This is a genomic window from Streptomyces sp. NPDC025793, assembly GCF_055558375.1.
Genome location: NZ_JBVHMR010000001.1, coordinates 236,404 through 262,459 on the forward strand (window position 1 = coordinate 236,404; position 26,056 = coordinate 262,459).

Here is a 26,056-nt window from a genome sequence, read left to right on the forward strand (position 1 = left end):
ACGGCGGACGTCAGGTCTTCGTGCGGAACTTGTGGATCGCGACCGGTGCCATCACCACGGTGATCGCCACCGACCAGCCCACCGTCATCCACACGGAGTGGGCGACCGGACCGCCGTTCATGAGGCCGCGGGCCGAGTCCGCGAGCGTCGACAGCGGGTTGTAGTCGGTGAAGTGCCGCAGCCAGCCCGGCATCGACCGGGGCGGGGCGAAGATGGACGACCCGAACTGCAGCGGGAACAGCACCAGGAAGCCCATCGCCTGCACGGACTGCGCGTTCTTCAGGACGACACCGAGGGTGAGGAACACCCACATGATCGAGGTGGCGAACAGCGCGGACAACCCCACGGTCGCGAGCAGCCCGGGCCAGCTGCTGATGTGGAAACCGACCAGGACCGCGACGACCATCAGGATGGCCGTGGCGAACAGCATCCGCGCCAGCTCCACGGCGATCTTCGCGAACAGCACGGAGCCGCGCCCGATCGGCAGCGAGCGGAACCGGTCCATGACCCCGCTGTTGAAGTCCTGGCTGAAGCCGGTGCCGACGCCCTGCGACAGCGTCATGCTCATCATCGCGATCATGCCGGGGATGACGTACTGCACGTACTGCCCCTGGCCGCCGCCGAGCGCCTGCCCGATCGAGCCGCCGAAGACGTACACGAACAGCAGCGTGAAGACGATCGGCATGAGCAGTGCGTCGAACATCGACTCCGGGTCCTGGCGGATCCAGAGCAGATTGCGCCGCACGAGCGCGCCGGTGTGCCGCAGATGCCCGCGCAGCGGGATACGGCCGTCGGCCTCGGCGAGGGTGGTGGCGCTCATGCGGCGACCTCCTGACGGGTGTCGGCGGGCGTGGCGTCCTTCTCCGGCGCACCGGCACGGTGGCCGGTCAGGGACAGGAACACCTCGTCCAGGCTGGGCAGTTCGGTGGTGATGGAGGAGATGGTGATGCCGCGCGCGGTGACCGCGCCGACCACCGCGGTCAGCTGCTCGTCGCTGAGGATCGGCACCAGCAGCGTCCCGGTCTCGGAGTCGACGGTGGTGGCGGCGAGCCCGGTGATGCCCAGCTCGTCCAGCATGTCGGCGAGCGGGCGCAGCTGCAGCGGATCGACGGGCCGCACGCGCAGGGTGCGGCCGCCGACCTTGGCCTTCAGCTGCTCGATCCCGCCGGTGGCGATGACCTTGCCGCGGTCCACCACGGTCAGCTCGGAGGCGAGCTGCTCGGCCTCCTCCATGTACTGGGTGGTGAGCAGCACGGTGACGCCGTCGCCGACCATGGCCTTCACCTCGTCCCACACCTCGTTGCGGGTGCGGGGGTCGAGCCCGGTGGTCGGTTCGTCGAGATACAGCACGGCGGGCCGCCCGATCATGGACGCGGCGAGGTCCAGCCGCCGCCGCATGCCGCCGGAGTACGTACTGGCGGGCCGCTTGGCCGCCTCGGTGAGGGAGAACCGCTCCAGCAGCGCGTCCGCGCGGGCGCGGGCGTCCTTGCGGGAGAGATCGAGCAGCCGCCCGATCATGTACAGGTTCTCCCAGCCGGGCAGCTTCTCGTCGACCGAGGCGTACTGCCCGGTGAGCCCTATGACCCGGCGCAGCTGCCGGGGCTGGCGCAGGACGTCGTACCCGGCCACGGTGGCCTGTCCGGCGTCGGGGGTGATCAGGGTGGACAGGATCCGTACGAGGGTCGTCTTGCCGGCGCCGTTCGGTCCGAGGACGCCCATCACGGTGCCCTCGCGCACGTCCAGGTCGACGCCGTCCAGCGCCTTGGTCTCGCCGTAGTGCTTGACCAGTCCCCGCACCGTCACCGCACGGCCCGCGCCGACGGGGTTGTCATCGATTCGCGTCATGCCACAGACGGTGCCAGGGCCCACCGACAAACGACCGACAAGCCACCGACGGCCACCGACAGCGGGCCGGCGCCCCCTCACACAGGGGCAGCCCCGCTGACGGGGGACGATCAGCGGGGCTGCCCGGGGTGTTTCCGCAGTGGCTCAGTGGCAACGCCTAGTGGACGGAGTGCTCCTCCTGCGGGAACGTTCCGCCGACGACGTCCTCCGCGTACGCCTTCGCCGCGCTCGTCATGACCTCACGCAGGTCGGCGTACTTCTTGACGAACTTGGGGACCCGGCCGGAGGTCAGGCCCAGCATGTCCGTCCAGACCAGGACCTGCGCGTCGCACTCCGGGCCCGCGCCGATGCCGACCGTCGGGATGTGCAGCACGCGCGTCACCTCGGCCGCCAGCTCCGCCGGGACCAGCTCCAGGACCACCGCGAAGGCGCCCGCGTCCTGTACGGCCTTGGCGTCGCGGAGCAGCTGCTGCGCCGCCTCCTCGCCGCGCCCCTGCACGCGGTAGCCCATCGCGTTCACGGACTGCGGGGTAAGCCCGATGTGCGCGCACACCGGGATGCCGGCCTCCACCAGCAGGCGGATCTGCTCGTGCGAGCGCTCGCCGCCCTCCAGCTTGACCGCTCCGGCCCCGGCCTCCTTGACCAGCCGGGTCGCCGAGCGCAGCGCCTGCACCGGACCCTCCTGGTACGAGCCGAACGGCAGGTCGGCCACGATCAGCGCGCGCTGCGTGCCGCGCACCACGGCGGCCGACAGCATGGTCATCTCGTCCAGCGTGACGGGCACGGTCGTCTCGTACCCGAGGTGGCAGTTGCCCGCCGAGTCGCCGACCAGGATCACCGGGATCCCGGCCTCGTCGAAGACGGAGGCGGTCATCGCGTCGTAGGCGGTGAGCATGGGCCACTTCTCGCCGCGTTCCTTGGCGAGGGCGATGTCGCGAACGGTGATACGGCGTGTGCCCTTGCCCCCGTACAGCGCCTTGCTGCCGTCGGAGGGCTTCGTCGGGGCAGCCGAAAGCTGCGTCATTGCAACGGCTCCTTCAGTCATCTCGAGGCGCCCGTACGGCGTCCCCGGATCGCCTCCATGGTGGCACTTCGTGCCGGGCAGGGCCAGAGGGCCCCGCTGTGATCCCGTCGCGTAAGGGCTTGGTAAAGGAATTAGATACGAGACCGTTCCGTATCGAAATGAACGTAGTCTCGAACACATGACAAGTCCCGTCCCTGCCTCCCGAATACCGGAAGCGGTGCACCGGCGCCGATGGGCGATCCTCGGCGTCCTGATGCTGAGCCTGCTCATCGTGGTGCTCGACAACTCGATCCTGAACGTCGCCATCAAGACCATCTCCACCCCGGCGCCCGTCGGCCTCGGTGCCAGCCAGGGGCAGATCGAGTGGGCGATCAACGCCTACACCCTCGTCTTCGCCGGCCTGCTGTTCACGGCCGGTCTCGTCGGCGACCGCCTCGGCCGCAAGAAGGTGCTGATCGGCGGCATCGCCGTGTTCGGCATCGGCTCCGCGCTGGCCGCCGAGTCCGGCTCCCCGGCCCAGCTGATCGCGTTCCGCGCGCTGATGGCCCTCGGTGCCGCCTTCGTCATGCCCGCCACGCTCGCCGTCCTGATGAACGTCTTCGAGCGCGAGGAACAGCCCAAGGCCATCGGCATCTGGGCCGGCGGCGTCGGCCTCGCCATCGCCATCGGCCCGATCACCGGCGGCGCCCTCCTCGACCACTTCTGGTGGGGCTCGGTCTTCTTCGTCAACGTGCCGATCGTGATCGTCGCGCTGGTCCTGATGGCCTGGCTGGTGCCCGACTCCCGCGACCCCAGCCCGGGCCGCCTCGACCCGATCGGCGTGGTCCTGTCCGTCGTCGGCCTCGTCCTGCTGGTCTACGGCATCATCAAGGGCGGCGAGCTGGCCGACTTCACCGACCCGAAGGTGCTGGCGACGGCCGGCGCGGGCGTCGTCGTGCTCATCGCCTTCGTGCTCTTCGAGAAGCGCAGCGACCACCCGTCGCTCGACGTCACCTACTTCAAGAACAAGGTCTTCTCGGCCGCCATGGCCGCCATCGCGCTGGTCTTCTTCGCGCTGATGGGCGTCACCTTCTTCTCGGTCTTCTACACCCAGAGCGTGCGCGGGTACTCGCCGCTGGAGTCCGGTGTGCTGATGCTGCCGCTGGCCGCCGCGCAGATGATCTTCGCGCCGCGCGCCCGGCTGGTGGTCGACCGGTTCGGCAACCGGGCCACCACCACCGCGGGCCTGGTGCTGATCGCCGCGACGCTCGCCGCGTTCGCCACCTTCGAGGCCGACACCCCGATCTGGCTGCTGGAGGTGATCTTCTTCCTCATGGGCACCGGCATGGCGCACATCATGACGCCGACCTCGGTCGTCATCATGCAGGCCCTGCCGCGCGAGAAGGCTGGCTCGGCCTCGGCGCTGAGCAACACCTTCCGCCAGGTCGGCGGCGCGCTCGGCATCGCCGTGCTCGGCTCGGTGCTCGCCACGTCGTACCGCACCGGCGTCGAGGGCAAGCTCGGCCCGCTGCCGCCCGCCCTGCGCGAGAAGGCCGGCGAGTCCATCGAGGCGACCCTCGGCATCGCGAGCAGGCTCGGCCCGCAGGGCAAGGCCCTCGTCACGCCCGCCAACGACGCGTTCCTGCACGCGATGCACGTGACCGCCCTGTGCGGCACGGGCGTCGCGCTGATCGGCGCCGTGGTGACCGGCCTGTTCCTGCCGGGCAGGCCGGCGGCCGGTCAAGAGGGCGACAAGGAGCCGGAGTTGGTCGTGGCGGCGGACTGAGCAGCGGTCGCGGACCGCGTACGGATCGGTACATCCACGGGGGAAGGAGGCGGCTGCGGGACGATTCCCGCGGCGCAGTGAGAGGACGGGAACGACGTGAGCCTTGCCGACACCGGTACCGGCGCCGACCGCGACACCGAGGGCCCGCTGCGACCCTGCGGACCCGTACGGGGCAGGCCCCGCAGCGAGGCCGTCGAGCGCGCCATCCTCGACAGCGTGATGAAGCTCCTGGAGGACGGCGTCCCCCTCGCCGAGCTCTCCATCGAGCGCGTCGCCCGCACGGCCGGGGTCGGCAAGGCCACCATCTACCGCCGCTGGAACGGCAAGGACGAGCTGTTCATCGACGTCGTGCGGGCCGCCGAGCCCCCCGACCCCGAACTCCCCGGCACCAGCCTGCGCGACGACCTCGTCGCCCTGCTGGAGTCCCTGCGGCAGCGCGGCCTCGCCACCCGCTCCTCGGCGATCCTGCACAACGTGTACGCCCAGATGAAGTCCAGCCCCAAGATCTGGTCCGCGTACCACGCCGGCGTCGTCGCCCCTCGCCGCGAGCTCGTCCTGCAGGTGCTGCGCCGGGGGCGGGAGAGCGGCGAACTCCGGCCGGACATCGACCTGGAGCTGGCGGGCGACCTGTTCGTCGGCCCCATGCTCGTCCGCACCACCCTGCGCCCCGACGGCGAGCTGCCCGAGGGCCTCGCGGAGGAGATCGTCGACACGGTCCTCGAAGGCCTACGTCCCGTCAGGTCGACAGCCTCGTAGCATCCATGTGCGCGTTTCGTCACAGACCCCGCCCGTCCCGGGGGTGAACGGAACTCGCGGCCCCGACCCGTTCGTCCTCGACTTCCGTACGGCCGTCACGGGACGGCGGGAACAGGGCCGATCATCCCCTAGGGTCGACACAGCGCGGGGGAACGACGGCGTGCACGGCAGTGAGGCAGACGGTATGGCGCAGCAGGCGTATGTTTCGGAGACGGCGGGCGGCGGCTCGGGGCCGAAGCGACCTGGATCCCGGCTCCGACGCCTGTTCACCGGCTGGCGCGGCGACCCGCGCGTGTGGCGCCGGGGCATCGTCCTCGCACTCCTCGCGCTCCTGCTGGCCCTGGTGATGCTGCTGCACTCGCACATCCCCAACCAGGTGGGCAACCTCGGCAGCCTCACGGAGACCTTCCTGCCCTGGCTGGGCCTCGCCATCCCGCTGCTGCTGCTCTGCGCCGTGCTCCGCAGGTCGGCGACGGCCCTGCTCGCGGTCCTCCTCCCGGTGATCGTGTGGCTGAACCTCTTCGGCGGGCTGATCGTCGACCGGACCGGGCCGGGCGGCAACCTGATGGTGGCCACCCACAACGTCAACGCCCAGAACCCCGACCCCACCGGGACCGCCACCGCCGTCGCCGCCTCCGGCGCCGACGTGCTCGCCCTGGAGGAGGTCCCGAACACCGCCGTACCCGTCTACGAGAAGGCGCTCGCGCCGACGTACAAGCACCACGCGGTCGTCGGCACGGTCGGGCTGTGGAGCAAGTACCCGATGTCCGACGTCCAGGCCGTCGACATCAAGCTCGGCTGGAAGCGGGCGATGCGCGCCACCGTGACGACGCCCGAGGGCCCGATCGCGGTGTACGTCGCCCACATGCCCTCGGTCCGGGTGAAGGTGGAGGCCGGCTTCACCGCGCGGCAGCGCGACACGAGCGCCGACGCGCTGGGCGAGGCCATCGCCGGTGAGCCGCTGAAGCGCGTGATCCTGCTCGGCGATCTGAACGGTACGATGAACGACCGTTCGCTCAACGCGGTCACCGCCCAGATGCGCTCCACGCAGGGCGCGGCGGGCAGCGGATTCGGATTCAGCTGGCCGGCGGCGTTCCCGATGGCGCGGATCGACCAGATCATGGTCAAGGGCATCCAGCCCACGAGCTCATGGACCCTGCCGCGCACGGGCAGCGACCACCTCCCGGTGGCCGCCCGTGTGAAGCTGGACACGTCGTCGTAACCCGCCGGAATACCGGGCCTGAGAGACTTTGTTCCGCAACTGAACTTAGACTGTACGGAACCCCTCTCCCCTGAAAGGCAAAGGCCCTTCATGCCCCTGGCCCTGCTCGCTCTGGCCGTCGGCGCGTTCGGAATCGGTACGACCGAGTTCGTGATGATGGGCCTGTTGCCCGACGTCGCGGACGACCTGCACATCTCCATCCCCTCGGCCGGACACCTGGTCTCGGCGTACGCGCTCGGCGTCGTGATCGGCGCCCCGCTGCTCGCCGCCGTGACGGCCCGCATGTCCCGCCGCACGGTGCTGATGGCCCTGATGGGACTGTTCGTCGTGGGCAACGCCCTGTCGGCGTTCGCCCCGGGCGACGGCTCCCTCCTCGCGGCCCGCTTCCTCAGCGGCCTGCCGCACGGCGCCTTCTTCGGCGTCGGCGCGGTCGTCGCGACCTCGATGGTCGCCCCGGAGCGCAAGGCCCGCTCCGTGTCGCTGATGTTCCTCGGCCTGACCGTCGCCAACGTCGCGGGCGTCCCGGCGGCCACGCTGATGGGCCAGCACCTCGGCTGGCGGGCGACCTTCCTGGGCGTGAGCGTGATCGGCCTCGCGGCCATCGCCGCGCTCGCCCTGCTGATCCCGCGGGACGGCGGCCACGCCGCCCCGCAGACGGGCCTGCGCGGTGAACTGGCGGCGCTGAGGTCCCTGCCGGTCTGGCTCGCCCTCGGTACGACGGTGGCGGGCTTCGGCGCGCTCTTCGCGGCGTACAGCTACGTCACCCCGATGCTGACGCGGTCGGCCGGTTTCGCCGAGTCGAACGTGACCCTGCTCCTGGCCCTGTTCGGGGTGGGCGCGACGGCGGGCAACCTGCTGGGCGGCCGGCTGGCGGACCACTCCCTGCGCGGCACGCTCTTCGGCGGCCTGGCGTCGCTGGGCGCGGTGCTGGCGCTGTTCCCGCTGCTGATGCGGGCGGAGTGGAGCGCGGCCCTGGCGGTGACCCTGCTGGGCATGGCGGCGTTCATCACCGGTTCCCCGCTCCAGCTGATGGTCATGGAGAAGGCCTCGGCGGCCCCGTCCCTGGCCTCCTCGGCCAACCAGGCGGCCTTCAACCTGGCCAACGCCGGCGGCGCCTGGATCGGCGGCCTGGCCATCGCGGCCGGCTTCGGCGTCACGTCCCCGGCACCGGCCGGCGCGGCCCTGGCCGTCCTGGGGCTGGGCGTGGCGAGCGTGGCGTACGCGGTGGACCGGCGCCGGGCGACTCCGTCGGCGGGGCGGATCGTCACCTCCCACGTGCCCGACGAGCCGGCGGCGCTGCACCACTGACTGAGGCCCCGGCCCGCCTGCCCGTCCCGGGACGGGCAGGCGGGCCGACGGTCAGCGGCGGCGCGTGCTGTGCAGCACGCGTGAGCTGCCGCCGCAGGTTGCCGCCACCGGACGGAATTTGCAGCTGAAGTCCAGAGGGATGTCCAGGGCCAGGAAGTTCTTCCCGCTCCCCGTCCGTGCGCGCAGCCGGATCCGGTGCCGGGCCACCGGCACCGTCTCGGGAATCCGAAGCGTCCACGTCTGCTGCCACGGCCCGGCCGGCAGCCTCGGGTCACCCGGCAGTCTCGCTCCTATGCGCGCCAGCAGATCGGGCAGCCGGTAGCTGCGGTCCAGCATCTTCACCGGACCGAACTTCATGATCACATTGCAGGTGACCCGGGTCAGGTCGACGGCTTCCTTGAGGCGACCGCTCATCTCCCAACGGACCTGCCGCCCGAGCCATGGCAATGCGGGGGTCAACGTGATGTCGAGGATGTCCAGGACGTAGGTGTCGTCGCTCGTGTCCTCCACCAGGCGCATGCTCATCTCGCCCACCCTGCGGTGTCGTGGATACGAAGGGTGCCTCCCCGCCCGCCGGACAGCGGGCGGGGAGGCCGGGACGACCACTGCGCCGTGCCGCTTGCGCCGAGTTGCCGTGCGCGCCCTTTCGCACCCGTTCGGGGTGGGGTTACGCCGGGGAAGGAGGCCGGCGGCCACGCCACGGGGGTAGCGCCCGCAGGGGGCGTTCGGGTGACTGGCACCAGGAAGGGTCGGCTGGTGAGGGCAGGGACGGCCGCCCGTACGACAGGCTGAGGTACCTGGCGTCCGGCTCGGCGGGGTGTGGACGGCGCGGGGTTGTCGGACCATGCCGGGGACGGATTCCCCGGCCCGATTGCGGCGGGCCGGGGTTCCGCATCAGGGGGTCGGCGCCGGACTAGTCCCAGTCCTCGCCGTGGCCGTGGTGCCGGACCACACGGAAGCTGGCCAGCACGCCGTCCTTGACCTTGACCCCCTCGGGCGGGCACGCGTGCACGCCGAAGCTGTCGCTGTGGGGGCCGACGGTGGCGATCGGAGCGCCGTTGTCGCAGACCGCTCCACGGAACACCTCAACGGTCTTGTGGCTGTCGTTGCGGATGTTCAGGGTCTTGGCGCCCAGGCCGCTGACGACGGTGATGCAGTCGCCCGGGTGCGCGGAGTAGGACCGCTCGTTGATCAGGATGCGGCCCTCCCTGTGCTCCCTGCGTTCCCTGCGCTCACCGCCCCGGCGGCCCTCGTTGCCCTTGCCCTCGTTGCCCTTGCCCCAGTTGTCGTTGTTGTTGTTCTCGTTGTTGTTGCTGCCGCCGCTCCCGCCGAAGGGGGCGGCGACAGCGGCAGCCGGGGCCTCCTGCGGGGCGGAGGCGGCGGAGGCATAGGTGATGCCGGTGACGGCAAGACCCGCGGCGCCTGCGACGGCGCCGGCCATCATGGTGGAACGGGCGAGCTTCATCGTGGTGCTCCTGTCTCGTCTCTCGGAGATGCCGACCGTCGGCCGGTTCGAGATCAAAAGTACTGAGATCTGACATCTCGGCAATTTCAGGAGAGTGCCACCAAGGCGCCAATCGGCGTATTTGTGGGGTCAAGTGCCGCGTTTTCGAGAGGGCGGCGGGACGCCAAATCGCCGTAGAAAAGGTGGGATTGAAATACTATTAGCCCTTCAGGGTGATCTCCTGGCTTCCTCTCACCCGTCGTCAGAACGTGTCGGTGCGTACGTGATGCGGTGAGTCGTGCTAAACGGCCCGCTCGGAAGGCTCGTGCACCGGAAAAGAGAGAAGGGGGCGTGAGGTCCGTCAGGACCCCACGCCCCCGCCGCTCAGCGGAGCGTCAGTGCTTCTTCGCGGCCTTCGCGTACGACTGCACGTAGCCGTCGGCCGGAGAGCCGACGCCCGTCACGTCGTCGTAGCCCTTCGTCGCGGACAGCGAGCTGTCCTTGCCGAGGCTGCGGACCGAGTACAGCAGGCCGCCCTTGGCGTCCAGGCCGTTGGCGAAGTCCACGCGGGCGACCGCCAGGCCGGAGCCCGTCGGGTTGTCCGTGACGTCGTGGAAGACGCCCTTCTTGCCGTAGTCGGCGTAGATCGTCGGGTTGGCGAAGCCGATCGCCCTGCCGCCCTGCGCCTCCTGGGCCAGGGCCTGGATGGCCGCGATGGTCGGCGCGGCCAGCGACGTGCCGCCGATGCGGTACTCGCTGTACTGCTGCGACCCGTCCGGGAAGGTCTGGGTCTGGCCGACCAGGAAGCCGGTGTTCGGGTCGGCGATGGCCGCGATGTCCGGGACGACGCGGTTGGCCGTGGTGCCGTTCGCCTTCGCGAGCGCGTCCGGGACGACGCCCTTCTGGTAGTACGGCTGGGCCACCGTCTTGCTGGTGCCGCCGCCCGCGCCCGAGGTGAAGGCGCCGGGGAAGTTCGTCCAGCTCTTGCCGTCGGCCGACAGGGTCGCCTTCTCGGTGCCCCAGCCGGTCTCCCACTGGTACGTGTCGCCCTTGCCGACGGCCAGGGACGTACCGCCGACCGCGGTCACCCAGGCGGAGTTGGCCGGGGTGTCGACCTGCTTCGTGCCGGTGTTGGCGACCTCGTCGCCGTTGTCACCGGAGGAGAAGTAGAAGCCGATGCCCTGCACCGCGCCCAGCTGGAAGACCTGGTCGTAGGCGGCCGCGAGGTCCGGGGTCTGGCTGGCCTCGACGTCGCCCCAGGAGTTGGAGACGATGTCGGCGAGGTGGTTGTCGACCACCTTGCTGAGCGCGCCGAGCAGGTCGTCGTCGTAGCAGGAGGCCGCACCGACGTACGTGACGTCGGCGTTCGGGGCCACGGCGTGCACGGCCTCGACGTCGAGGGTCTCCTCGCCGTACCAGCCGGCCGCCTTGCACTCGGTGGTCCTGGTCCAGCTGCCCGGCAGCGACTGGTGCAGCTGGCTGGTCTTCCAGGCCTGGTCGCCGTTCTTCGCCGCGTACGTGCCGGCGTCGTAGGCGATGGTCGGCGAGGCGTAGGCGTCGGTGATGGCGACGCGGACGCCCTTGCCGGTGTACGTGCCGGCGCCGTAGGCGGCGCGCAGCTGCTTGCCCGTGTAGCCCTTGATGGCGTACGGGATCTTCTGGCCGTACGCGTCCGGCAGCGTGCTCGCGGTCTTCGAGCCGTAGTACGACGAGAACGGGCCGGCGTTCTTGAACACGGCGTCCGGCGCCGGCAGCGTGTCGTCGTGGTTCGCCATGTGCGGGGCGTTGTCCAGGCCGGTGACGGTCAGGACGGCGCCCCGGAGGCCGGCCGGGACCGAGGCCGTCTGCGCGGGGGCACGGTAGGTCTTCGTGCCCTTGGTGTAGTTGTGCAGCTGGGTGCCGAACGCCTTCTCGGCGGCGGCCACGTCACCGGAGACGGCGACGTAGTGCTGGGTGACCTCGGTGACCTTCAGGCCGGCCGACGTCAGCCAGGACTTGACCGCGGCCACCTGGGCCTTGGTGGCCCCGAAGCGGGCCTGCGTCGTCTTGGCGCTCAGGTACTTGCCGTGCAGCGGCGAGCTCGGGTCGGACACGGCCTTGGCGTAGGCGGCGAGGCCCGCCGCGTCCTTGCCGGCCAGGTAGACCTTGGCGTTCACCTGGGCGCTGTTCGCGGTCGCACCCTTGTCCGCCTTGGCCGTCGCCCAGAGGGGCTTGGTGCCCTTCAGGGACTGACGAGCGGGGCTGTCCGCGGCGTGGGCCGCGGGTATGCCCAGCGCCAGCGCACCGGCGATCATGGGCAGCGTCGCTGCCATGCTCACGGTGCGCAGCTTGGCGCGGTTGGATCTCATAGAACCCCCTGCGATGCGGTTCGCATGCATGTCGTGGTCGGTACGTCATGCGGTCCGCGTGCCGGCCCGGCGGCGGTTCGGCCGGCCGTATGGATCACACGATGGGGGTCACTCTCTCCGATGAACCGTTCATGTCAGGGGAACGGAAAGGTCAAGAGACACTCAAGTAACCGTCAGGTGGGGCGATTTGGACCTCTTTATCCTTACGGCTGTGTTACGAAACCGCTTGTCCGCTGTTCACAACCGCTCGCCCGCTCTTCACATTCGCGGTCACGAACGCGGCTTCGCGCCCCGCTCCTTGAGCATCCCGGCCATCACCTGAAGCTCCGACTGCTGGGCGTCGACCATGCCCTGCGCGAGCCGCTTCTCCACGCCGACGGTGCACTTGGCCACGCACCCCTCGGCCATGTGGATGCCGCCCTTGTGGTGGTCCGTCATCAGCTGGAGGTAGAAGACCTCGGCCTGCTTGCCGCTCAGCGACTGGAGCTTCTTCAGCTCCGTGTTCGTCGCCATGCCCGGCATCAGCGAGCCGTCCCCCCGCTCGGGCATGTCACCCATGCCCATCCAGGCCATCGGCGGCTTGGCCGACACCTTCGGCAGCCCCCACAGATCCAGCCAGCCCAGCAGCATGCCGCGCTGGTTGGCCTGCGTCTGCGCGATGTCGTAGGCGAGCCGCCTGACGTCCGCGTTCATCGTGCGGTCGCGGACGATGTACGACATCTCGACGGCCTGCTGATGGTGCACGGCCATGTCCCGGGCGAAGCCGGCGTCGGCCGACTCCGCTCCCGGCACCGTCGACCGCGCCCCGCCACCGCCCGAGTCCTCGGCGACCGCGTACGTGACCCCGCCCGCCGCGACGAGCACCGCCGCCGCGGCCCCCGCGATCCAGCCGATGCGCCGGCGGGTCACTTCATGGCTCCGCCGGTGCACGACGCACCCGGCTCGGGCGTCTGCGGGCCCTGCACGTACGCGGCGAAGAACTTGGCGACCTCGGGGTCCTTCGCGCTCTTCACGGCCACCTGGCGACCCCACGCCGACAGGATCAGCGGCGCGGCCTGGTTCTCGTAGGGGCTCATCAGCGAGTACGGCGTCCGCTTCACCTTCGCCGCGAGCGCGACGACGTCCGCCGTGCTCGCCTTGGCGGTGTACGTCACCCACACGGCGCCGTGCTCCAGCGCGTGCACGGCGTTCTCGTCCTGCACCGGCGTGGTGTAGACGTCACCGTTGCAGTTCAGCCAGACGGGGTTGTGGTTGCCGCCGACCGGCGGGTGCATCGGGTACGACACCTTCGTCATCACGTGCGTGCGCGACAGCGTGCCGCTCCAGGTCATCACCCCGTCCTTGCCCTTGACGAAGTGTCCGGAGTCACCGGAGGTCCCGGCGTTCTTGCCGTCGCTCGCCGTGTCCGACGTCTTGGCCGAGGAGGACTGGGAGTTCACGAGGACCACTCCGCCGGCCACGAGGGCGGCGACGACCACCACGCTCGCGCCGACGGCCAGGATCCGGTTGCGGCGCTCGCGGGCGCGCTCCGCGCGTCGCATCTCCTCTATGCGCGCCGTGCGCGCCGCGCTGCCGTTGCTCTTGGCGGAACCCATGAGGCGTGTGTCCTTCTGGGGGAAAGGGACGGACGGGTGGGGTGGGGCGTGCTGATCGTAATGGGGAACCGGTGCCGCACCGTAGGGCACGACAGCAAACAGATAATTTGAACCCCGGATGCGTATTACCTAGGCTCGCGGTATGCGGCTCCTGCGCTCCACCGACCTGGCCCTGCGGGTCCTGATGCGACTCGCCGTCGCCGCCGACGCCACGCCCACCACCCGCCAGGTGGCGGCGGACATGGACGTGCCCTACACGCATGCCGCGAAGGTCGTCGCCGAACTGCAGCACCTGGGCCTGGTGGACGCCCGGCGCGGCCGGGGCGGCGGCCTCACGCTCACCGGGAAGGGCCGCACGGCGTCGGTGGGCGCCGTCGTGCGGGTCTTCGAGGGCGACGGCGACGTGGTCGAGTGCGAGGGCGCGACGCCGTGCCCGCTGCGCTTCGGCTGCCGGCTGCGGGGCGCGCTGCGACAGGCCCAGGAGGCGTTCTACGCCAGCCTGGACCCGATCACGATCGCGGAGATCGTCGCGGAGCCGACGGGACCCCTGCTGCTGGGGATCTCCCGGGCACCGGCCGGCTGACGGCCGCCGCCGCCCGGCGTTCACGGGCGAGCGCCAGGGCGCGCGCGTGACGGAGGGGAACCGGGGGACGGACGGCGAACGGTGGCACGACTTCGTCAGGGAGTTCGAGCGGAGCAGAGGGATCCAGGGACCGGGCAGGGGTGAGCGCGAGCCGGGGCGGCCTCGGCGCCGCAGGCTTCTGACGGCGACGGTCGTCGCCGCTGTGGCCGTGGCCGTGATCGCCGGGGCGGGCTTCTGGCTCAGCGCGGGGCACGGGACGCGGCACGCGACGGCCGGCAGGGCGGCGGACACGGCGGTGGTGCGTGCGTCGGCCGCCCCCTCGGCGCGGCAGGCGCGGCCCGAGCAGTCGGCCGCGGCGCCGCTGCCGATGGTCACCGCGGACCGGGCGTTCCCGGCGCGGGTCGCCGGCTACGCCGGGTCGAGCAGGCGGGCGGTCCGAACTGCACCGGCTCGGGCATGGCCGGTCCGCACCTGACCGCGCTGATGGACGCCGGCAAGGGCTGCGGGGGCGTGATCGGGGCCCTGTACAAGGGCGCGTCGGACAACCAGTACACGATCGTCGCCTTCGGCATGAAGGACCCGGTCGACGTCGTCCACCTGGTCGCCTCCCCGAGCTCGCACCCCACGGACCACGAGGTGGGCGTGCCGGCGCCACCCACCGGATCCGGTCTGCGGACGCTGCCGGCGGACAGCGCTCTGGTGCAGTCCTGCGCCTTGTCGCGAGGCTCCAGCCGCTCTTGGACAAGGTGACCGAGGTGGCCGCCGGACACGACCGGGGCTGACCCCGTCAGGCGGCCCGCTGCGCCAGCCACAGGTCCGGACCGAACACCTCGTAGTGGACGTCGGCCGGGGCCACGCCCTTGTCGATCAGCTGGGTGCGGACCGCGCGCATGAAGGGCAGCGGGCCGCACAGGTACGCGCGCGTGCCGGGCGCCACGGCGACGTCGGCGAGGTCGACCAGGCCGGTGCGGGTGCCGGGCTCGGCGTCGCGCTCGTAGAAGAGGTGGACCGAGGCGTCCGGGAGCTTCGCGGCCCAGGCCTCGTGGTCGCCGCGCAGGGCGTGGTCGGCGGGGGAGCGGTCGCCGTGCACGACGGTGACCGGGGCGCGGTGGCCGTCGGTGGCCAGCGCGGCGAGCATCGCGACCATCGGGGTCACGCCGATGCCCGCGGAGGCGAGCAGCAGCGGACGGTCCCCGGTGTCGCCGAGGGCGAGGTCGCCGTACGGCTCGGACAGGTGCACGACGTCACCGGCCCGCACGCGCGCGTGGAGGTGGTTCGAGACCTCGCCGTCGGGCGTTGCGCCGTCGCCCGGTACGCGCTTGACGCTGAACTGGCGCACGTCCTCGCCCGGCGCGCCGGACAGGCTGTACTGGCGTATCTGGCGGGCGCCGTCGGGCAGTTCGACCTGGACGGAGACGTACTGGCCGGCCCGGAAGCCGCGCACCGGGCCGCCGTCGGCCGGGCGCAGCCGGAAGGTGACGACGTCCGCCGTCTCCTCGACGCGCTCCACGACCTCCCACGGCCGCCGCCCGGTGCTGCCGCTCTCCTCGTACAGCCGCTTCTCGATGGCGATGAGCGCGTTGGCCATCAGCCAGTAGACCTCGTCCCAGGCGGCGGCCACCTCGGGCGTGACGGCCTCGCCGAGGACCTCGGCGATCGCGGCGAAGAGGTGCTCGTGGACGATCGGGTAGTGCTCGGGGGCCACGCCCAGGGAGGCGTGCTTGTGCGCGATCCGGCCGAGCATGGCGTCCGGCCGCTGGTCCGGGTGCCGGACGAGATGCGTGGCGAACGCGGCGATGGAGCCGGCGAGGGCCTGCTTCTGGACGCCGGAGGCCTGGTTGCCCCGGTTGAACAGGTCGCGCAGCAGCTCGGGGCGGGCGGCGAAGAGCCGGGCGTAGAAGCGCTGGGTGATCTCGCCGATGGCCGCACCGACGGCGGGAAGGGTGGCGCGGACGGTGCTCGCGGACTGCTCGGACAGCATCGGATCTCCTCGGATCTCGTCGGATCTCTTCACATCTCGACCGATCGGCACGCTATGAAAACTTGCATCTGAGATGCAAATTAAACGGGCGTGGCCTCCCTCACGTCCCGCGAGGATCCGGCCATGACGAATGCCGGTCCGAGCGGGCAAGATGGGCGGGAGACGGCAGTACACCTGTCGTACGAGAGCCGTTCAGGCCGAGGACGCTCGGGCGATCAAGGTCCGCAACGCGCTCGAAACGCTGTTGTGGTGTGATGCTCAGGTGCCCGACCGTCTCCCGCGCTCGCGTGTGAAGGCGGCCTGACCAGCAAGGATGGGGAAGCGGAAGATGGACAAGCAGCAGGAGTTCGTGCTCCGGACGTTGGAGGAGCGCGACATCCGGTTCGTACGCCTGTGGTTCACGGACGTGCTGGGCTTCCTCAAGTCCGTCGCCGTGGCCCCCGCCGAGCTGGAGCAGGCCTTCGACGAGGGCATCGGTTTCGACGGCTCGGCCATCGAGGGCTTCGCCCGGGTCTACGAGTCCGACATGATCGCCAAGCCGGACCCCTCCACCTTCCAGGTCCTGCCCTGGCGCGCCGAGACCCCCGGCACCGCCCGCATGTTCTGCGACATCCTCATGCCGGACGGCTCCCCGTCCTTCGCCGACCCGCGCTACGTCCTCAAGCGCGCCCTGGCCCGCACCTCCGACCTGGGCTTCACCTTCTACACCCACCCGGAGATCGAGTTCTTCCTGCTGAAGGACCGCCCGCTGGACGGCACGCGCCCCACCCCGGCCGACAACTCCGGCTACTTCGACCACACCCCCACCAACGTCGGCATGGACTTCCGCCGCCAGGCGATCACCATGCTGGAGTCGATGGGCATCTCGGTCGAGTTCTCCCACCACGAGGGCGCCCCCGGCCAGCAGGAGATCGACCTGCGTTACGCCGACGCGCTCTCCACGGCCGACAACATCATGACGTTCCGCCTGGTCATGAAGCAGGTGGCCCTGGAGCAGGGCGTGCAGGCGACCTTCATGCCGAAGCCTTTCTCCGAGCACCCGGGCAGCGGTATGCACACCCACCTGTCCCTCTTCGAGGGCGACCGCAACGCGTTCTACGAGTCGGGCGCCGAGTACCAGCTCTCCAAGGTCGGCCGCTCCTTCATCGCGGGCCTGCTCAAGCACGCGGCGGAGATCTCGGCGGTCACCAACCAGTGGGTGAACTCCTACAAGCGCATCTGGGGCGGCTCCGAGCGTACGGCCGGCGCCGGCGGCGAGGCCCCGTCGTACATCTGCTGGGGCCACAACAACCGCAGCGCCCTGGTCCGCGTCCCCATGTACAAGCCCGGCAAGACCGGCTCCGCACGCGTGGAGGTCCGCTCCCTGGACTCGGGCGCCAACCCCTACCTGGCCTACGCCCTGCTCCTGGCCTCCGGCCTGAAGGGCATCGAGGAGGGCTACGAACTGCCGCCCGGCGCCGAGGACGACGTCTGGGCCCTGTCCGACGCCGAGCGCCGCGCGATGGGCATCGAGCCCCTGCCCCAGAACCTGGGCGAGGCCCTCACCCTGATGGAACGCAGCGACCTGGTCGCCGAGACCCTCGGCGAGCACGTCTTCGACTTCTTCCTGCGCAACAAGCAGGCGGAATGGCACGAGTACCGCTCGGAGGTCACCGCGTTCGAGCTGCGGAAGAACCTGCCGGTGCTGTAGGCGCAGGTCAGCGCGGGTTTCCGGCTGATTCGGCGGATGGGACCGACGATCTGTGATCGTCGGTCCCATTGTGTCTCACCGGCCCTGGGCCGTCTCTGGGCCGTGAGAGTGACCGCAGGCCCGATGGCGCGTCTGTGATGAGCGGCAGGGCGGTGTTGCTGAGCATCCGCTCGAAGAGCGGGTGGGCGCCCGCATGCCGCTCGTGCGGGCGCCCTTCGTCAGTCCTCCGTCTCTTCCATGCTCTCGTCCGTGTCGTACGCGTCCAGGGAGGCGGAAGGGATTCGCGACATAGCGATTCCGTCCTCCTTCATGTCACGCACACAGCGATCAAAAGCGCGTACCTCCTCGTAGATGGCCTGGATCTCGGAAAGTACGCGACGCGCGACCTTACGCAATGCAACCCCAAAGACCTCCCTACGGTTCGCTGATCTTTGGCCAGAGATCCCGTCCGCCTCGTCTCGACGGCGGTGGAGCGGGAGGTGTACCTCACACCGTCAATGACGGAGCGAGGGCAGGATCGAGGTAAGCGTCGCTGTCGAACGAGTGCCCCACCCGATGTAGAGGGTGGACGCAAGAACAGTGGCGACCAGAACTACAGCACCGAGCAGCAGCAAGATCACAGCTGTCTGCGCTTCCGGTCGAGGGAAGTAGTACGCCATGACTCCCTTTCAACGGGTATAGGGACTCTAGCAGTTGACGTCTGGCATCTGCTTATCCTCCCGGGCAGTACCGATCGGGCCCTTACATCCCGCCTTTCTGAAGATCGCGCAGTTCGTACAGACCATCCACGGCTTTGCGTGCCCTTGCGTCGCTGCTCGGCATGAGGTGCGTGTAGACCCGGAACGTGAACCCCGGATCGTTGTGTCCGAGGTGGTTACTCAGCGCCTTGACGTTCTCGCCGGCGTCCAGCAGGACCGAGGCATAGAAGTGCCTGAGGGCGTGCATGCCGTGTTCGCGGGCGGCCTGGTGGCGCTCGCCCTGCTTCGGCTGGGGGATCACCCCGGCGGCGACGAGGGCAGGCTTCCAGGCCCGATCGTTGAAGTCGCTACGCCGAACCGCACCCGCGCCATCGAGACGGGTGAACAGCAGTCGCTTCGTGACAGGCGGACCGTCCGCCCGAAGCCAGGGGAGGGTGATCTCTACCGGAGGAAACGCTTCTATGTGCTGCTTGAGGACGTGCGCCACGTGTTCCGGCAAGGGGACGTCGCGGACCTTGTTCCGCTTCGGTGGGGCGAAGACGGGACCCTCCTTCGTCACCTTCACCGGGTTCTTGATGTGCAACCATCCGGAATCGAAGCCGATTTCGTCGATGGGCAACCCGAAGATCTCCCCTTGCCGGAGTCCGCATCCGCCGCCGAGGTCGACCGTCGCGCGATATTGCTCTGACAGTGCGGCGCGTACAGCGAAGACGCGCTCTGCGCTCCACGGCACAACGCGGCCACTTCCAGCAGCGGGGGGACGCACCGACTGCGCGTGACACGGGTTCCTCGAAGGGGTGACTCTCCGGAGCGGGTCGGCTGCGGTCGGTTCTTCTCGTCCCTCGGGCCGCCGTGGGCGCGCTGCGTTAGGCTGGGAAAAAGGTGTCCGACCCCGGCGGTCTCCCCTCGGGGGCGGGGCGGTTGTCCACCGCAGGCCGGTTCTCCGTAGGTCGGTTCTCATGGACCTCAACACCATCACCGAAGTAGTCCGGCGACCGTCCGAACGACCGGGCGCGGACTGGCGCGAGGGGGACGCCTGGCTCGCCGGGGGGACGTGGCTCTATTCCGTGGAGCAACCGGACCTGAGCCGGCTGATCGACCTGACGGCGCTGCGCTGGGAGCCCCTCGTCCGCAGCGACGAGGGCCTGGAGATCGGTGCCACCTGCACCGTCCGCGACCTGTACGCCCAGACCTGGCCCCTGGACTGGACGGCGGGCATCCTCTTCCACGCGGCCTGCGACGCCTTCCTGTCCTCGTTCAAGGTCTGGAACGCGGCGACCATCGGCGGCAACATCTGCATGTCCCTGCCCGCCGGCCCGATGATCACGCTGGCCGTGGCGCTGGAGGCGCGGTACGAACTGTGGGCTCCCGACGGCTCCCGGCGCTTCGTCGACGCCCTCGATTTCGTCACGGGCGAGCACCGCAACATCCTCACGCCCGGCGAGATCCTGCGGCGCGTCACCATCCCCGCGCACGCCCTGCGCAGACGCACCGCGCACCGCCGCTTCAGCCTGACCCGGCTCGGCCGTTCGACGGTGTTCCTCGTCGGCACCCAGCGACGGGGCGGGAGCGACCTGGCGCTCACCCTCACCGCTGGCACCACCCGGCCCGTCCGCATCGACTTCCCCTCCGTGCCGGATGCCCGGACCCTGCGGCAGCGCATCGACGCCCTGCCGGCCGACGTCTGGTTCGCCGATCCCAACGGGACCCCCGAGCACCGCCGCCATCTGACGTACCACTTCGCCGAGGAGATCCGTCGCGAGCTCACGGCTGGGGACCTGCCATGACCTACCTCGTGAACGGCCGGACGTTCGACCGGGAACCTGCCCCCGGCCAGTGCCTGCGCACCTTCCTGCGCGAACTCGGCCACTACGGCGTCAAGAAGGGGTGCGACGCGGGCGACTGCGGAGCCTGCACGGTATGGCTGGACGGCGACCCCGTACACAGCTGCATCACCCCCGCGTTCCGGGCGGACGGACGTGCGGTGACCACGATCGAGGGCCTCGGGCGGCCCGGCGCACCGCATCCCGTGCAGCGGCGGTTCGAGGACGCCCCGGGATTCCAGTGCGGCTTCTGCACCGCCGGGATGATCATGACGTCGGCCACCTTCACCGAGGAACAGAAGGCCGATCTGCCCCGGGCGCTGAAGGGCAACCTCTGCCGCTGCACCGGCTACCGGGCGATCGAGGACGCCGTGAAGGGCGTCCGCGCGGTGGAGACGGCCGCGCCCGGCAAGGCCGTCGGGACGAGCGTCGGCGCGCCCGCGGGCCACGACGTGGTCACCGGCCACGCCGAGTTCACGATGGACACGCACATCGACGGCATGCTGCACCTCAAGGTGCTGCACTCGCCCCACGCACACGCCCGGATCCTCTCGATCGACAAGAGCGCCGCGCTCGCGGTGCCCGGCGTGCACCGCGTCTACACCTGGCAGGACGTGCCCCGCAAACGCTTCACCACGGCGATCCACACCGACCACCTGGTCGACCCGGACGACACCTTCGTCCTCGACGACACGGTCCGCTTCGCCGGCCAGCGCGTCGCCGCGGTCCTGGCCGACACGGTCGGCGCGGCGGAGGAGGGCTGCCGGCGCCTGGACGTGGAGTACGAGGTGCTGCCGGCGGTGTTCGACCCCGAGGAGGCGATGGCCGACGGCGCACCCCGGCTGCACGGCTCGGACGACCCGTTCGTGCGTGACCCCGACCACAACATCCTGCTCGAACTGCACTCCCGCATCGGCGACGTCGACACCGGCTTCGCCCAGGCCGACGTGATCCACGAGGGCACGTACGTCTCGCCTCGGGTGCAGCACGCCCATCTGGAGACCCACGGCGCGATGGCCTGGCTTCAGGACGGCCGGCTGAACGTCCGCACCAGTTCGCAGTCGCCGTCGGTCGCCAAGGTCAAACTGGAGTACCTGTTCGCGCTGCGGCCCGAACAGGTGCGGGTGTTCTGCAAGCGCGTCGGCGGCGGGTTCGGCGGCAAACAGGAGGTGATAGCGGAGGACCTGGTCGCGCTCGCCACCCTGGACACCAGGCGGCCCACCTGCCTGGAGTACACCCGCGAGGAGGAGTTCACCACCGCCTCGCCGCGGCACCCCATGACCCTCACGGTCAAGCTCGGCGCGAAGGCGGACGGCACGCTCACCGCCTTCCAGGTGCGCAACGTGTCCAACACCGGCGCCTACGGCAACCACGGCGGCGAGACGCTGTACGCGGGCGGCGCCGCCGTCATGGTCTACCGCTGCCCCAACAAGAGGTACGACGCCTACTCCGTCTACACGAACACCGTGCCGAGCGGCGCCCTGCGCGGCTACGGGATGACCCAGCCGGCGTTCGCGGTCGAGTCCGCGATGGACGAACTCGCCCGCGCCCTGCACCTCGACCCGCTCGAACTGCGCCGGCGCAACATCGTGCGGCCCGGCGAGCCCCTGGTCGCCCTGCACGACGGCCCCGACGACGTGGTCTTCACCGAGGACGCCCTCGCACGGTGCATCGATCTGGTGGGCGACGCCCTGGCCCGTACCGCCGGCCAGCCGCCCCCCGGCCCCGAGTGGCTCGTCGGGACCGGCGTGGCGAGCTCCCTGCACGAGACCGCGCCCCCGACCGAGCACCTCTCCGAGGCCTGGGTCACGCTCGGCGATGACCTCGTCTACGAACTGGCCGTGGGAACGGTCGAGTTCGGGGAGGGCACCTCCACCGCCCATGTCCAGATCGCGGCCGGCCAACTGCGCACGACACCGGCGCGGATCCGTCTGGTGCAGTCCGACACCGACCGCAACGGATTCGACACCGGCGCCTTCGCGAGCGCGGGCCTCTCCGTGGCCGGCAACGCCGTGCTGCGCGCGGCCGGTGCCGTACGCGACCGCATCCTGGAGTTCGCCGCGGCGCACACGGGCGTGCACGTCGTGCTGTGCTCCATGGACGACGACGGAGTCGTCTGCGGAGACCGGCGGGTGTCGCTGGCCGAGCTCGTCGCCGCCGCCAGGGCGCGCGGCATCCGGTTCACCGCCGCCCGCAAGGCCTACGGCTCGCCCCGAAGCGTCACCTCCAACACCCAGGGGTTCCGGGTCGCCGTGCACCGGGTGACGGGGGAGGTACGGATCCTGTACAGCGTGCAGGCGGCGGACGCCGGCGTGGTGATCAACCCCGCTCAGGTCCGCGGGCAGGTGGAGGGCGGTGTCGCCCAGGGGATCGGCTTCGCGCTGACCGAGAACCACCACGTCGACGACCACGGCGTCATGACCAACCCCAGCCTGCGGAACTACCGCATCCCCACCTACGCGGACGTCCCCCGCACCGAGGTCCTCCTGGTCGGCTCGGCGGACTCGGTGGGGCCCCTGCACGCGAAGGGCATGGCGGAGTGCTGCATCAACCCGGTGGCCCCCGCGCTGGCGAACGCGGTCCATGACGCGACCGGCGTCCGCTACCGTGCGCTGCCGCTGACCCCGGAACGGATCTACGGCCGGCTCCAGGCACAGCAGTCGGTGGCGGCGGGCCGAGCACCATGAACACCGCGAAGAACGTGAACACCGCCACGGCGATCATCGGTCAGAAGGTCCTGCCCGGGGCCGAGGAGGACTTCGCGTCCTGGCAGGCGGACCTCAACACCGCGGCCTCCTCCTACCCCGGTTTCCTCGGCGCCGAGACCTCGCGGCCGACACCGCTGCAACCCGACTGGGTCGTCGTGTACCGCTTCGACTCGGTGCCGCATCTGCAGACGTGGATCAACAGCGCGACCCGGCAGGCGTATCTCGACGCCGGTGCCGGGTACTTCGACGGCCCGGCGACCCAGCAGGTGGTCAGCAGCGGCACCCAGACCCTCGACCCCCTCGTGACCGTGGTGGTCACCCACCGGGTCGCCCCGCGGCACGTCGACGAGTTCCTCGACTGGCAGCACCGCATGACGGAGGAGGAGAGCAAGTTCGCGGGGTTCCGCGGCACCGAGCTCTTCCGCCCCGTCGAGGGCCTCCAGGAGGAGTGGACGACCCTGTACCGCTACGACAGCGCGGAGCACCTCGACGCCTGGCTGACGTCACCGCAGCGGCAGCGGATCCTGGCCGAGGGCGAGAAGTTCGACGACTTCCGGCTGCGCACGATCGACAACTCGTTCGGCAGCTGGTTCGCCTTCGAGGGCGACGGCGAGGAGACACCGCCGCCGCCCTCCGTGACGAAGACCTCGCTCGCCGTCTGGGTCGGCCTCTACCCGACCGTCGTACTCCTGACGCTCGCCCTGTTCCCGCTGCACCTGCCGCTCTGGATCGGCCTGCTCGTGGGCAACCTGCTGTCGAGCTTCCTCATGAGCTTCCTCACGATGCCCTACTACGTGAACCCGCTGCTCGGCCGCTGGCTGCGGCCCTCCGCCGCCGAGCCGTCGCTCGGAGCCAATATCCGCGGCCTGGGCATCGTGGCGGCGGCGATGGTCTTCTGGGCCGCCGTCTTCTATCTGGTCACCGTCAGGTTCTGGACGCTGCCCTGACCGGGGGCCTCAGTCCGGGAACGCGGGGGACAGCGCGGCGGAGGCGATCCGGCGCGGCACGCCGGAGCCGTCCGCGGGAACGGTGTACAGGTCGGCGCCGTAGTCGGCCGGCAGCGCGTACACGAGCGTGCGCGCGTCGCGCCACACCACCTGATCGTCCACGCTCCTCGACTCGGCCAGGGCGGTCTCCTTCATCGTCCGCAGGTCGAGGACGTAAAGATGCCAAGGGGCGTCCTTGGGCAGGCCCTTGACGCGCTTCTTGTAGGCGACGCGCGTGCCGTCCGGCGACAGCGACGGGCACTCCACGTTCGCGTGCAGGGTCGTGACCGTACGCGTGCGCAGGTCGCCCCGGACCAGGTAGGTGCTTCCGCCCGTGGCGAGCGTGGCGTAGAAGGTGCGGTCGTCCGCCGCGAACGTGACTCCCCAGAAGTTGGCGTCGGCCGCCCGGTACGGATGCCCGTCCTTGACGACCCGGAAGTCCTCCAGCGACGGGATCAGCTCACCGCTGCGCGTGTCCACGATGGCCGCGCGGGTGGAGAAGTTCGTACCGGCATAGCTGTCACCGCCCACGAACGCGGTCCAGGCGGCGAAATGGCCCGTCGGCGACACCCGCGCCCGCGACGGGATGCCCGGCACGTCGTACCGGTGCACCGTCCGCAGCCGCGCGTCCAGGATCACCGCCCGGTACGTGTCCGACACCGGGCCGTGCACCGCCTGGAGGCACACGCCCACGCCCGAAGCGGCGTAGAAACGCAGGCACTTGACGCCGGAGGCCGTGCGCGTCCCACCCGGGTCGTCCGCCGGAACCGACGTCAGCTCGTCCCGGTGCGGCCCCCACGCCATGTTCCGGAAGACCATCCGCCCCTTCCCGCTCCCGGTCCCGCTCAGCGTGACCGTCCCCGGGGCGACCCGCGGCCCGCCCGCCTGAACCTGGTCACGACGCTCGGCGCGGGCCGAGGCGTGCAGGACGGAGGCCACCCCGATCGCGGCCAGCACGGCGACGGCCGAGACCAGGACCAGGATGCGGTTGCGTACGCTCATGCGGTGGTCACCGTCCCCTTCGGACGCACGGTCAGGGCGAACGCGGCACAGCCGACCAGCGCCACCGCAGCCCCGGACAGCGCCGCCCGGTCGCCCCAGACCGTCCAGGCCGCCCCGAACAGCAGCGAGCAGGCGAACCGGGCCATCGCCTGCCCGGTCTGCACGAGCGCCAGCCCGGACGAACGCAGCGCCTCCGGCACCCCCTCCGAGGCCGCCGCCATCAACACCCCGTCCGTGGCCGCGTAGAAGGTGCCCTGCAGGGCGAGCACGACGTACGGCAGCCCGGCGCCGTGCCACGACGTGAGAAGAAGCGCGTACGCGACGAGCAGCGCCCCGTGCCCGCCCAGGAACACGACCCACCTCCCCACCCGGTCCGCGAGCCGGCCGAGCGGGACCGCCAGCAGCAGGAACGCGCCGGCCGTGCCGAGCGGCAGCAACGCGAACCACCGGTCGGGCACGCCCAGCCGCCGCTGGAGCAGCAGATACACGAACGAGTCACTGACCGTCGCCAGACCCAGCAGCAGCGCGCACACGGTGATCCGGCGCAGATCACGGCGCCCCAGCAGCCGCAGGGCGGCCGACAGGGTGGGCCGCTCGCCAGGAACCGCGACCGCGCCCGCGTCACCGTCCCCCCGCCCGCCCGGCACGAACAGCACCAGCACCAGCACGCCGAGCACCGCGACGCAGAAGCTGACGGTGAACACGGCGTCGTACCCGTCCACCGTCGCCCGCAGGATCAGGAACGCCACCAGCGGTCCGAGCAGCGCGCCCGCCGTGTCCATGGCCCGGTGCACCCCGAAGGCCCGCCCTCGCGCCTGCGGCGTACTGGACAACGAGATCAGGGCGTCCCTCGGCGCCGTCCGCAGCCCCTTCCCGGTCCGGTCGGCGGCGAGCACGAGCCCGATCGGCGTCAGCGAGTGGGCGACCAGCAACAGCGGCTTGCACAGGGCCGAGACGGCGTACCCGAACCCGGCGACCCACTTGTGCCGCCCGCCGCCCCGGTCCGCCAGATGCCCGCCCACGAGCCGTACGAGCGCCGAGAAACCGTTGTAGACGCCGTCGAGCAGCCCGAAGCCCAGCGGCGACAGACCGAGCCCCGTCACCAGGTACAACGGCAGCACGGCCGTGACCATCTCCGACGACACGTCCGTGACGAGACTGACGGCACCCAGGGCGAGGACGGCAGGAGCGACCACGCCCCGGCGCCGCCCGGCCGAAGGCCGGACGGCGCCGTCGGCGGACGTCTGCCGTGTCGCGCGGCTGTCCGCTACGTACACC

General features: G+C 70.8%; 22 protein-coding genes and 1 pseudogene. 11 read left to right on the forward strand and 12 right to left on the reverse strand.

All coding sequences use genetic code 11. The features are described 5' to 3' along the window. Positions 1 to 10: 10 nt before the first annotated feature. The 3 genes from ACZ4MF_RS01180 to panB form a co-directional block, all read right to left on the reverse strand. Positions 11 to 820, reverse strand: a complete 810-nt coding sequence (locus ACZ4MF_RS01180; RefSeq protein WP_467488637.1) for an ABC transporter permease — start codon at positions 818 to 820, stop codon at positions 11 to 13. Beyond that, positions 817 to 1,845 (reverse strand): ATP-binding cassette domain-containing protein, encoded by a 1,029-nt coding sequence (locus tag ACZ4MF_RS01185; protein WP_467488639.1) that lies wholly within the window; start codon positions 1,843 to 1,845, stop codon positions 817 to 819. Before ACZ4MF_RS01185 ends, ACZ4MF_RS01180 begins: the two co-directional genes overlap by 4 nt. 157 nt (positions 1,846 to 2,002) lie before the next feature. Next, on the reverse strand, positions 2,003 to 2,869 hold the full coding sequence (gene panB / locus ACZ4MF_RS01190) for a 3-methyl-2-oxobutanoate hydroxymethyltransferase (RefSeq protein ID WP_356030672.1): 867 nt from the start codon (positions 2,867 to 2,869) through the stop codon (positions 2,003 to 2,005). Between the two features lie 178 nt (positions 2,870 to 3,047). Between panB and ACZ4MF_RS01195 the strand changes: the two genes are divergently transcribed. The 4 genes from ACZ4MF_RS01195 to ACZ4MF_RS01210 all read left to right on the forward strand — a co-directional run bounded on the left by ACZ4MF_RS01195 (position 3,048) and on the right by ACZ4MF_RS01210 (position 7,920). Beyond that, the gene (locus tag ACZ4MF_RS01195; RefSeq protein ID WP_467488641.1) at positions 3,048 to 4,634 is read left to right on the forward strand and encodes an MFS transporter; all 1,587 of its coding nucleotides are present in this window, start codon (positions 3,048 to 3,050) and stop codon (positions 4,632 to 4,634) included. A gap of 96 nt (positions 4,635 to 4,730) precedes the next feature. Then, on the forward strand, positions 4,731 to 5,390 hold the full coding sequence (locus ACZ4MF_RS01200; protein ID WP_376285006.1) for a TetR/AcrR family transcriptional regulator: 660 nt from the start codon (positions 4,731 to 4,733) through the stop codon (positions 5,388 to 5,390). A 184-nt stretch (positions 5,391 to 5,574) separates the two neighbouring features. Beyond that, positions 5,575 to 6,612, forward strand: coding sequence for an endonuclease/exonuclease/phosphatase family protein (locus ACZ4MF_RS01205; RefSeq protein ID WP_356030675.1), 1,038 nt, complete (start codon positions 5,575 to 5,577; stop codon positions 6,610 to 6,612). A 90-nt stretch (positions 6,613 to 6,702) separates the two neighbouring features. Further along, positions 6,703 to 7,920, forward strand: coding sequence for an MFS transporter (locus tag ACZ4MF_RS01210; protein WP_467488644.1), 1,218 nt, complete (start codon positions 6,703 to 6,705; stop codon positions 7,918 to 7,920). Between the two features lie 51 nt (positions 7,921 to 7,971). Here ACZ4MF_RS01210 and ACZ4MF_RS01215 read toward each other — a convergent pair whose 3' ends face one another. The 5 genes from ACZ4MF_RS01215 to ACZ4MF_RS01235 form a co-directional block, all read right to left on the reverse strand. Further along, entirely contained in the window at positions 7,972 to 8,445 is a 474-nt protein-coding gene (locus ACZ4MF_RS01215; protein ID WP_467488646.1) for a hypothetical protein, read from the reverse strand. Positions 8,446 to 8,833: 388 nt separating this feature from the next. Further along, on the reverse strand, positions 8,834 to 9,385 hold the full coding sequence (locus ACZ4MF_RS01220) for a hypothetical protein (RefSeq protein ID WP_467488648.1): 552 nt from the start codon (positions 9,383 to 9,385) through the stop codon (positions 8,834 to 8,836). A 374-nt stretch (positions 9,386 to 9,759) separates the two neighbouring features. Further along, positions 9,760 to 11,712: a S53 family peptidase gene (locus ACZ4MF_RS01225; RefSeq protein WP_467488650.1), complete on the reverse strand. Its 1,953-nt coding sequence runs from the start codon at positions 11,710 to 11,712 to the stop codon at positions 9,760 to 9,762. A gap of 270 nt (positions 11,713 to 11,982) precedes the next feature. After that, positions 11,983 to 12,621: a DUF305 domain-containing protein gene (locus ACZ4MF_RS01230; RefSeq protein ID WP_467488652.1), complete on the reverse strand. Its 639-nt coding sequence runs from the start codon at positions 12,619 to 12,621 to the stop codon at positions 11,983 to 11,985. Continuing rightward, positions 12,618 to 13,307 carry a DUF3105 domain-containing protein gene (locus ACZ4MF_RS01235; protein WP_467488654.1) on the reverse strand — a complete coding sequence of 230 codons (690 nt, stop codon included), beginning with the start codon at positions 13,305 to 13,307 and terminating at the stop codon, positions 12,618 to 12,620. The genes ACZ4MF_RS01230 and ACZ4MF_RS01235 overlap by 4 nt, the downstream gene beginning before the upstream one ends. A gap of 142 nt (positions 13,308 to 13,449) precedes the next feature. Here ACZ4MF_RS01235 and ACZ4MF_RS01240 point away from each other — a divergent pair, with 142 nt between their 5' ends. From ACZ4MF_RS01240 to ACZ4MF_RS01250, 3 genes are read left to right on the forward strand one after another with little or no spacing between them, the layout of a single operon-like run. After that, positions 13,450 to 13,890: an RrF2 family transcriptional regulator gene (locus ACZ4MF_RS01240; protein ID WP_467488656.1), complete on the forward strand. Its 441-nt coding sequence runs from the start codon at positions 13,450 to 13,452 to the stop codon at positions 13,888 to 13,890. A gap of 46 nt (positions 13,891 to 13,936) precedes the next feature. Continuing rightward, on the forward strand, positions 13,937 to 14,365 hold the full coding sequence (locus ACZ4MF_RS01245) for a hypothetical protein (RefSeq protein WP_467488658.1): 429 nt from the start codon (positions 13,937 to 13,939) through the stop codon (positions 14,363 to 14,365). Next, positions 14,347 to 14,640 (forward strand): hypothetical protein, encoded by a 294-nt coding sequence (locus ACZ4MF_RS01250; RefSeq protein ID WP_467488660.1) that lies wholly within the window; start codon positions 14,347 to 14,349, stop codon positions 14,638 to 14,640. Before ACZ4MF_RS01245 ends, ACZ4MF_RS01250 begins: the two co-directional genes overlap by 19 nt. A gap of 37 nt (positions 14,641 to 14,677) precedes the next feature. On the opposite strand, the gene ACZ4MF_RS01255 is transcribed toward ACZ4MF_RS01250, so the two are convergent. After that, positions 14,678 to 15,871, reverse strand: coding sequence for a globin domain-containing protein (locus ACZ4MF_RS01255; protein WP_467488662.1), 1,194 nt, complete (start codon positions 15,869 to 15,871; stop codon positions 14,678 to 14,680). A 328-nt stretch (positions 15,872 to 16,199) separates the two neighbouring features. Between ACZ4MF_RS01255 and ACZ4MF_RS01260 the strand changes: the two genes are divergently transcribed. Further along, on the forward strand, positions 16,200 to 17,561 hold the full coding sequence (locus ACZ4MF_RS01260; RefSeq protein ID WP_467488664.1) for a glutamine synthetase family protein: 1,362 nt from the start codon (positions 16,200 to 16,202) through the stop codon (positions 17,559 to 17,561). A gap of 741 nt (positions 17,562 to 18,302) precedes the next feature. Here the strand turns inward: ACZ4MF_RS01260 and ACZ4MF_RS01265 are convergent. Further along, a pseudogene (locus ACZ4MF_RS01265) lies at positions 18,303 to 19,049 on the reverse strand (tyrosine-type recombinase/integrase); the annotation flags it as partial. Positions 19,050 to 19,218: 169 nt separating this feature from the next. Here ACZ4MF_RS01265 and ACZ4MF_RS01270 point away from each other — a divergent pair. Genes ACZ4MF_RS01270 through ACZ4MF_RS01280 form a run of 3 tightly spaced genes read left to right on the forward strand, consistent with a single transcriptional unit; the run spans position 19,219 to position 23,737 of the window. Next, positions 19,219 to 20,046, forward strand: a complete 828-nt coding sequence (locus tag ACZ4MF_RS01270; RefSeq protein ID WP_467488666.1) for an FAD binding domain-containing protein — start codon at positions 19,219 to 19,221, stop codon at positions 20,044 to 20,046. Beyond that, positions 20,043 to 22,769: a molybdopterin-dependent oxidoreductase gene (locus ACZ4MF_RS01275; protein WP_467488668.1), complete on the forward strand. Its 2,727-nt coding sequence runs from the start codon at positions 20,043 to 20,045 to the stop codon at positions 22,767 to 22,769. Before ACZ4MF_RS01270 ends, ACZ4MF_RS01275 begins: the two co-directional genes overlap by 4 nt. Then, positions 22,766 to 23,737 (forward strand): antibiotic biosynthesis monooxygenase, encoded by a 972-nt coding sequence (locus tag ACZ4MF_RS01280; protein WP_467488670.1) that lies wholly within the window; start codon positions 22,766 to 22,768, stop codon positions 23,735 to 23,737. Before ACZ4MF_RS01275 ends, ACZ4MF_RS01280 begins: the two co-directional genes overlap by 4 nt. A gap of 9 nt (positions 23,738 to 23,746) precedes the next feature. Here the strand turns inward: ACZ4MF_RS01280 and ACZ4MF_RS01285 are convergent, their stop codons facing one another. Further along, positions 23,747 to 24,778, reverse strand: a complete 1,032-nt coding sequence (locus tag ACZ4MF_RS01285) for a TolB family protein (RefSeq protein WP_467488672.1) — start codon at positions 24,776 to 24,778, stop codon at positions 23,747 to 23,749. Beyond that, positions 24,775 to 26,055, reverse strand: coding sequence for an MFS transporter (locus tag ACZ4MF_RS01290; RefSeq protein WP_467488674.1), 1,281 nt, complete (start codon positions 26,053 to 26,055; stop codon positions 24,775 to 24,777). Before ACZ4MF_RS01290 ends, ACZ4MF_RS01285 begins: the two co-directional genes overlap by 4 nt. Position 26,056: the final 1 nt, after the last annotated feature.